The sequence below is a fragment of the Acetobacter sp. DsW_059 genome (genome assembly GCF_002153695.1).
Classification (GTDB): Bacteria; Pseudomonadota; Alphaproteobacteria; order Acetobacterales; family Acetobacteraceae; genus Acetobacter; species Acetobacter thailandicus.
Genome location: NZ_JOPI01000052.1, coordinates 1 through 242, shown reverse-complemented (window position 1 = coordinate 242; position 242 = coordinate 1). Strand labels below are relative to the sequence as shown.

The 242-nt window shown below is 54.5% G+C and carries 1 pseudogene; it reads left to right on the top strand.

What is annotated here, in order from left to right:
- Positions 1-3: 3 nt before the first annotated feature.
- A pseudogene (locus HK25_RS13005) lies at positions 4-242 on the top strand (TonB-dependent siderophore receptor); the annotation flags it as partial.

Below are 242 nucleotides of genomic sequence, written 5' to 3'. Positions count from 1 at the left end.
GCGCTGCCACTTGCGGCAGCTGCTGTTTTCTACCCGTCTTTTTCTTTCGCTGCCCCTCAGGAAGACAAAAACCACCAGCAGAACAAGGCTGAGCATATTACCGTACACAGCCGGTCACAGCCGCTTAAAGAAACACCTGCAATTGGCGGTAAACTCGGCCTGTCCATACAGCACTCTCCTGCCACGATTGATGTCATTGACCGCTCAGTCATGAACCAGCGCGGCTACGCCCATGCGGAAGA